This window comes from Streptomyces sp. NPDC060194 (assembly GCF_042728285.1).
Classification (GTDB): Bacteria; Actinomycetota; Actinomycetes; order Streptomycetales; family Streptomycetaceae; genus Streptomyces.
Genome location: NZ_JBHWZH010000218.1, coordinates 1 through 6,800, shown reverse-complemented (window position 1 = coordinate 6,800; position 6,800 = coordinate 1). Strand labels below are relative to the sequence as shown.

General features: G+C 73.2%; 9 protein-coding genes. 3 read left to right on the top strand and 6 right to left on the bottom strand.

Annotated features, from left to right (window positions below):
• The first annotated feature begins 48 nt into the window (after window positions 1–48).
• The 3 genes from ACFWEG_RS27675 (at window position 49) to ACFWEG_RS27665 (ending at window position 2,083) form a co-directional block, all read left to right on the top strand.
• Window positions 49–1,002, top strand: coding sequence for a cytochrome c oxidase assembly protein (locus ACFWEG_RS27675; protein WP_387220482.1), 954 nt, complete (start codon window positions 49–51; stop codon window positions 1,000–1,002).
• A 73-nt stretch (window positions 1,003–1,075) separates the two neighbouring features.
• On the top strand, window positions 1,076–1,234 hold the full coding sequence (locus ACFWEG_RS27670) for a hypothetical protein (RefSeq protein ID WP_387220479.1): 159 nt from the start codon (window positions 1,076–1,078) through the stop codon (window positions 1,232–1,234).
• A gap of 132 nt (window positions 1,235–1,366) precedes the next feature.
• Window positions 1,367–2,083: a lysophospholipid acyltransferase family protein gene (locus tag ACFWEG_RS27665; RefSeq protein ID WP_387220477.1), complete on the top strand. Its 717-nt coding sequence runs from the start codon at window positions 1,367–1,369 to the stop codon at window positions 2,081–2,083.
• 1 nt (window position 2,084) lies between these two features.
• On the opposite strand, the gene ACFWEG_RS27660 is transcribed toward ACFWEG_RS27665, so the two are convergent.
• The 6 genes from ACFWEG_RS27660 to ACFWEG_RS27635 are packed head-to-tail and all read right to left on the bottom strand — an operon-like array spanning window position 2,085 to window position 6,594.
• A complete protein-coding gene (locus ACFWEG_RS27660) occupies window positions 2,085–2,828 on the bottom strand; it encodes an urease accessory protein UreD (protein WP_387220474.1) in 744 nt (247 codons plus the stop codon).
• Window positions 2,825–3,502, bottom strand: coding sequence for an urease accessory protein UreG (gene ureG / locus ACFWEG_RS27655; protein ID WP_387220472.1), 678 nt, complete (start codon window positions 3,500–3,502; stop codon window positions 2,825–2,827). Before ureG ends, ACFWEG_RS27660 begins: the two co-directional genes overlap by 4 nt.
• Window positions 3,503–3,546: 44 nt before the next feature.
• Window positions 3,547–4,209, bottom strand: a complete 663-nt coding sequence (locus ACFWEG_RS27650; protein ID WP_387220470.1) for an urease accessory protein UreF — start codon at window positions 4,207–4,209, stop codon at window positions 3,547–3,549.
• 40 nt (window positions 4,210–4,249) lie between these two features.
• Entirely contained in the window at window positions 4,250–5,971 is a 1,722-nt protein-coding gene (locus tag ACFWEG_RS27645) for an urease subunit alpha (protein ID WP_387220468.1), read from the bottom strand.
• Window positions 5,964–6,275, bottom strand: a complete 312-nt coding sequence (locus ACFWEG_RS27640; RefSeq protein WP_387220465.1) for an urease subunit beta — start codon at window positions 6,273–6,275, stop codon at window positions 5,964–5,966. The genes ACFWEG_RS27645 and ACFWEG_RS27640 overlap by 8 nt, the downstream gene beginning before the upstream one ends.
• A gap of 16 nt (window positions 6,276–6,291) precedes the next feature.
• Window positions 6,292–6,594: an urease subunit gamma gene (locus ACFWEG_RS27635; RefSeq protein WP_387220461.1), complete on the bottom strand. Its 303-nt coding sequence runs from the start codon at window positions 6,592–6,594 to the stop codon at window positions 6,292–6,294.
• Window positions 6,595–6,800: the final 206 nt, after the last annotated feature.

The following is a 6,800-nucleotide window of genomic DNA, read 5'->3' as shown; positions in this document are numbered from 1 at the left end:
CGGCTCTAGTCTGTGGGGGGACATCGGGTACGAAAACGGAGCGAGCGGATGGATCACAGCGGGCACGGCACGATGACGGAGCTGCCGCCCTTCACGCTCGGCCGCGGCCTGGAGTTCTCCTTCGACCCCGTCTTCCTCGTCGGCGGACTCCTGGGTCTGGGGCTGTACCTCTGGGGGACCGTCCGGCTGCGGCGACGCGGCGACGCGTGGCCGGTCAACCGGACGGTGTTCTTCGCCGTGGGGGTGCTGAGCGTCCTCCTGGTGACGTGCACCGGGCTGAACGACTACGGCATGGTCATGTTCAGCGTGCACATGGTGCAGCACATGGTGATCAGCATGGTCGCGCCGATCTTCCTGCTGCTCGGCGCCCCGATGACGCTCGCCCTGCGCGCCCTTCCGGTGTCGCGCACCCGCGGCGCGAAGGGCCCGCGCGAACTGCTCATGGCGCTGCTGCACAGCCGGTACATGCGGGTGGTGACCCACCCCGGCTTCACGCTTCCCCTGTTCATCGCGAGCCTGTACGGGCTCTACTTCACGCCGCTGTTCGACTTCCTGATGAGCTCGACGCCCGGGCACGTGCTGATGATGGTGCACTTCCTGTTCGTCGGTCTTTTCTTCTTCTGGCCGATCATGGGCGTCGACCCCGGCCCGCACCGCCCGGGGTACCTGATGCGGATGCTGGAGCTGTTCGCGGGGATGCCGTTCCACGCGTTCTTCGGCATCGCGCTGATGATGGCCGGCGAGCCCATGATCGCGGCGTACGCGAACCCGCCCGCTTCCCTGGGCATCGACGCGCTGTCGGACCAGAACGCGGCCGGGGGCATCGCCTGGGCGTTCAGCGAGATCCCCTCGGTGCTCGTCCTGATCGCGCTGCTGTTCCAGTGGCAGCGGTCCGACGAGCGGGAGGCCCGCCGCAAGGACCGGGCGGCCGAGCGGGACGGTGACGCGGAGCTCGAGGCGTACAACGCCTACCTCACCTCCCTGCAGGCGCGCGGCAACTGATCCCCGCCGTCGGCTGGCGGCGGACGCGCGTAGCGGGTGACGATGGCAGTCACCCCCTGCGGAGGGAGAGGACGTGCCCGGATCCACGAAGACGATGGGAGTGCTGACCGTCGGCGGGCTGGTCGTGGTGACCGCCTACACGGCCGCGCTCGGCGGCAACGGCTGGCTGTGGTTCGGCTGGGTGGTGCTCGGACTGCTCACCCTCGGGATGGTGCTGGTCGAGGGCGACTGAGACCGGGGCGCTCCGACCCGTTACCTGGGGCAGCACATCTGACTACGATCGATCATCGATGCTCACCCGGGTGACGGCCCGGGGGAGGTCGCCGGCGAGCCGTGATCACGTCAGCAGTGCGAAGGAGTCACCGTGTTCTATTACGTGCTGAAGTACGTGATCCTGGGGCCGCTGCTGAGGCTGTGCTTCCGGCCGCGGATCGAGGGCCTGGAGCACGTGCCCGACGAGGGCGCGGCGATCGTCGCGGGGAACCACCTGTCGTTCTCCGACCACTTCCTGCTGCCGGCCGTCCTGCACCGCCGCATCACGTTCCTGGCGAAGGCGGAGTACTTCACCGGGCCGGGGGTGAAGGGCCGCCTGACGGCCGCGTTCTTCCGCAGTGCGGGTCAGATACCCGTCGACCGCTCCGGCAAGGAGGCGGGGGCCGCCGCGATCCGCGAGGGCCTCGGGGTGCTGGCGAAGGACGAGCTGCTCGGCATCTACCCGGAGGGCACCCGCTCGCACGACGGACGCCTCTACAAGGGCAAGGTCGGTGTGGCGGTGATGGCCATCAGGGCGGGGGTCCCGGTGGTGCCGTGCGCGATGGTGGGCACGTTCGAGCTCCAGCCGCCCGGCCGCAAGGTGCCGAAGCTCGGCCGGGTGACGATCCGCTTCGGCGCGCCGCTGGACTTCGGCCGCTTCGCGGGGATGGACGACCGGAAGACGGTGCTGCGCGCCGCCACCGACGAGATCATGCAGGCGATCCACCGGCTGTCGGACCAGGAGTACGTGGACCGGTACGCGGCCGAGGTGAAGGCGGAGGTGGAGCAGCGGCGCGGCTCGCGCTTCCCGCGCCTGCCGCGGCGCTGAGCTACCAGCCCTCCGAGCGCAGCACCTCGTCGAGCAGTCGGCGCAGCCGCAGCGCGTCCGGCGCCACCGCCGTGACCAGCACGGCGGGCCCGGCGAGCGGGGTCAGGGCCCCGGTGTCGCCGAGGAGGCGCGGCTCGGGGCACTTGTCGTCGAAGGCGGGGTCGACGACGAGGAGCTGGCCGACCGCCCGGTGGCCGGCGAGGACGGCGGGGCCGTCCCAGCCGTCGGGGGCGCCGGGGCCGTAGCGCAGCTCCTGGTCGAGCAGCGGGCGGCCCGCGCGCTCGACGGTGAGGCGGGTGGCGAGGGTGCCGGGCCGCTCGGCGTGGCGGCCGAGGACCTGCTCCTCGCGCAGGACCAGGCGGGCGTCGGCGGCCAGGCCGACCCGGGTGCGCATCCGCAGGTCGCTCCCGGCGGCGGAGATCAGCGGCTCGGGCAGCCAGCGCAGTTCGGCCCCCTCCCCCACGGTCAGCCGCACGTCGTAGTGCGCCGGTGCGCCGGTGCGGCCGGGCAGGGCGACGGTGGCCGCCGCGGAGTCGACGTCGAGGCGGGCGCCGGGGCGGGCCTCGGCCTCGATCGCCAGCCGGTCGCCGCCGAGCGGGGCGGTCATCGCGCCGACGACGGTGACCCGCGTGCGCGCCGGGTCGGCGGAGCGGGTGCGGCGCAGGGCGAAGGGGCCCGCGCTCTCCAGGACCGGCAGCCGCCCGCCGGCCTCGGCGGCGATGCGGGCGGTCGCGGTGGGGCTCATGCGGTCCAGTCGGCGAGCCGCGCGCGCACCCAGGCGGCGACGGGCTCGACGCCGTTCTCTTGGCGCAGCGAGGTGAAGGCGACCGGGAGGTCGCCGCGGGCCTCCTTGGCGTCGGCGGCCATCCGCGCCAGGTCGGAGCCGACGTACGGGGCGAGGTCGGTCTTGTTGACGACGAGGAGGTCCGCGGTGGTGACGCCGGGGCCGCCCTTGCGCGGGATGTCGTCGCCGCCGGCGGTGTCGATGACGAAGACCTGGGCGTCGACGAGGCCCTTGGAGAAGGTGGCGGTGAGGTTGTCGCCGCCGGACTCGACCAGGATCAGGTCGAGCGGCCCGACGGACTCCTCCAGGTCCTCGACGGCCTCCAGGTTGGCGGAGATGTCGTCGCGGATGGCGGTGTGCGGGCAGGCGCCGGTCTCGACGGCCTGGATGCGCTCGGGCGGCAGGACCGCCTCGCGGAGCAGGAAGGCGGCGTCCTCGCGGGTGTAGATGTCGTTGGTGACGACGGCGATGGACAGCTCGTCGCGCAGGGCACGGCACAGGGCGGCGACGGTGGCGGTCTTGCCGGAGCCGACGGGCCCGCCGAGCCCGATACGCAGGGCGCGGCGCGAGCCGTCGGGGCGGTGGGCGTCGGCGCTGACGGCCGGGGCGGGGGCGTGGTCGTGGTCGAGGTGCACGGTGGGCTCCTGGGGTCGGGGCTGCGAGCGGGTGCCCGGTGGTGTCATGAGGCGAAGAGGCGGACCGGCCAGGCCGCGTGGGCCTCGGCGGTGATGTCGAGGAGGGGCGCGGAGGCGGCGGGCAGCTCGCCGGGGCCGAGACGGGCGGCTCCTGCGGCCTCCTCGGCGACCTCGTCCAGGTCGGGGGCGAGCCGGGCGAGGACGGCGGTGGCGGCGAACGGGTCGAGGCCGAGGAGGCGGACGACGGCGGTCGCCGGGCCGCTGACCGTCTCGTAGACGACGCAGTGGGCCGCGTCCAGCGGGTCGAGGCCCGCCGCGCGGGCGGCGAGTCCGAGCACGATCGGCTGGTGCGTTCCCTTCGGGAACGCCCGGGCCACCGCGTCGAGTTCCCCGGACGGCCAGGTGGCGCGGGCGGCCCGCATCATCTGCCGGCCGAGCCGGCGGGCGACCGCCCGGAGCGCGGGTGACGGGGTGCGGGCGTCGGCGGCGGCGTCCAGGGCGTGCGGGTCCTGGCCGAGGGCGGCCGCCGCCGCGAGGGCCGCGGAGGTCAGCCCGGTGGTGCGCAGCCGGCCGCGGCAGAACGCGGCGAGGTCGTCCGCGCCCTTGATCCGCCCCGCCTTGACGGCCGCCTCGGCCCCGCCGGAGTGGGCGTGGCCGCCGGCGGGGAACCGGCCGTCGGCGAGGACGAGCAGGGCTGCGCGGCTCAAGCGGGTGTCCCCTTTCCGTGGGAGCGCGGCATGGGTGGCGTCAGAAGAGGAAGTACCGCTGGGCGAGCGGCAGTTCCTCGGCGGGTGCCGGTTCGACGGGTTCGCCGTCGATGGTGACGGTGAAGGTGTCGGCGTCGACGCGGACGTCCGGCATGGCGTCGTTCTCCCGCATGTCGGCCTTGGTGACCCCTCGGGTGCTCTTGATCGCGACGAAGGCCTTGCCCAGGCCGAGCCGCTCGGGCAGTCCGTCGTCAAGAGCCGTCTGGGTGACGAAGTTCAGCGATCCGGCGGCCGGGGCCCGGCCGAGCGCGCCGAACATGGGGCGGGGCATGACGGGCTGCGGGGTGGGGATCGAGGCGTTGCCGTCGCCCATCTGGGCGTAGGCGATCTGGCCGCCCTTGATGACCAGCTGCGGCTTCACGCCGAAGAAGGCGGGGTCCCAGAGCACGAGGTCCGCGAGCTTGCCGGTCTCGACGGAGCCGATCTCGTCGTCGAGCCCCTGGGCGACGGCCGGGTTGATGGTGTATTTGGCGACATAGCGACGGACGCGGTGGTTGTCCGCCGCGCCGTCGCCGGGCAGCGGGCCGCGGCGCTTCTTCATGACGTGGGCGGTCTGCCAGGTCCGCATCACGACCTCGCCGACCCGGCCCATCGCCTGGGAGTCGGAGGAGATGATCGAGATCGCGCCCATGTCGTGGAGGATGTCCTCGGCCGCGATGGTCGAGGGCCGGATGCGGGACTCGGCGAAGGCGAGGTCCTCGGGGACGGCCGGGTTCAGGTGGTGGCAGACCATCAGCATGTCGAGGTGCTCGTCGAGCGTGTTGACGGTGTGCGGGCGGGTCGGGTTGGTCGAGCTGGGCAGGACGTTGGGCTCGGAGACGACGGTGATGATGTCCGGTGCGTGCCCGCCGCCCGCGCCCTCCGTGTGGTACGCGTGGATGCCGCGGCCCGCGATCGCCGCCAGGGTGTCGCCGACGAAGCCGGCCTCGTTGAGCGTGTCGGTGTGGACGGCGAGCTGCGCGCCGGTCTCCTCGCAGACCGTCAGGCAGGCGTCGATGGCGGCCGGGGTGGCGCCCCAGTCCTCGTGGATCTTGAACCCGAGAGCGCCGCCGCGCAGCTGCGAGTACATCGCCTCGCGGGAGACGGTGTTGCCCTTGCCGAGCAGGCCGATGTTGAGCGGGAAGTGCTCCAGGGCCTCGAACATCCGGGCCAGGTGCCAGGGCCCCGGGGTGATCGTGGTGGCCTTGGTGCCCTCGGCCGGGCCGGTGCCGCCGCCGACGACGGTGGTGATGCCGGACGCGAGCGCCTCGTCGAGGACGGTCGGCGAGATGAAGTGGACGTGCGCGTCGACCGCGCCCGCCGTGACGATCTTGCCGTTGCCGGCGATGATCTCGGTCTCGGGGCCGATGACGAGCTCGGGGTCGACGCCGTCCATCGTGTCGGGGTTGCCGGCCTTGCCGATGCCGGTGATGCGGCCGTCCCGGATGCCGATGTCGGCCTTGACCACGCCCCAGTGGTCGATGACGAGCGCGCCGGTGATCACCGTGTCGGGGGCGCCTTCGGCACGGGTGGTGAGGGCCTGGCCCATCGACTCGCGGATGACCTTGCCGCCGCCGAAGACGGCCTCGTCGCCGGAGCGGCCGGGGCCGCCGCTGCGGTCCTCCTCGATCTCGACCAGCAGGTCGGTGTCGGCGAGCCGGATCCGGTCGCCGGTGGTGGGGCCGAAGAGGTCGGCGTAGCCGGGGCGGGACAGTTCAGCCATCGAGGGGACCTCCGGTCTCGCCGCGCAGACCGGCAACGATCCGGCGGCCCGCGAGCGGGACGAGCTCGACCTCGGCCGGGATGCCCGGCTCGAAGCGCACTGCGGTGCCGGCGGCGATGTTCAGCCGCAGGCCGTGCGCGGCGGCGCGGTCGAACTCGAGGCCGGGGTTCGCCTCGGCGAAGTGGTAGTGGGAGCCGACCTGGACCGGCCGGTCGGCCGCGTTGAGGACGGTGAGGCGGGTGACGGGGCGGCCGGCGTTGAACTCGACCGGGTCGCTGGCATGGAGGATCTCGCCGGGGATCATGGCTGCGGCTCCTCCGTCAGGCGATCGGGTCGTGGACGGTGACGAGCTTGGTGCCGTCCGGGAAGGTGGCCTCGACCTGCACGTCGTGGATCATCTCGGGGATGCCCTCCATGACGTCGTCGCGGGTGAGCACCTTGCGGCCGGAGGCCATGAGTTCGGCGACCGTCCGGCCGTCGCGCGCGCCCTCGAGGATGTGCGAGGTGAGCAGGGCGACGGTCTCGGGATGGTTGAGGCGCAGTCCGCGCGCCCGGCGCTTCTCGGCCACGTCCGCTGCCACGTGGATGAGCAGCCGTTCCTGCTCGTGGGGGGTCAGTTGCACGCTTCCACCTCATCGTCTCCCGCCCGGACCCGGCCGGGCGCAGCGCGACCGTACCCGACGGCGACACGGCGCCGACGCCGGGAAACAGGCCCCGCGGTCAGGCATTGCACAGTAGGGCGGAAGTTTTTCCGGCGCGTTAACTGGGCTTTTGCCGCCCCGTGGTCATCGGCAGGCACGGGCGGACGCGGTGCCCGGTCGCCGTATAC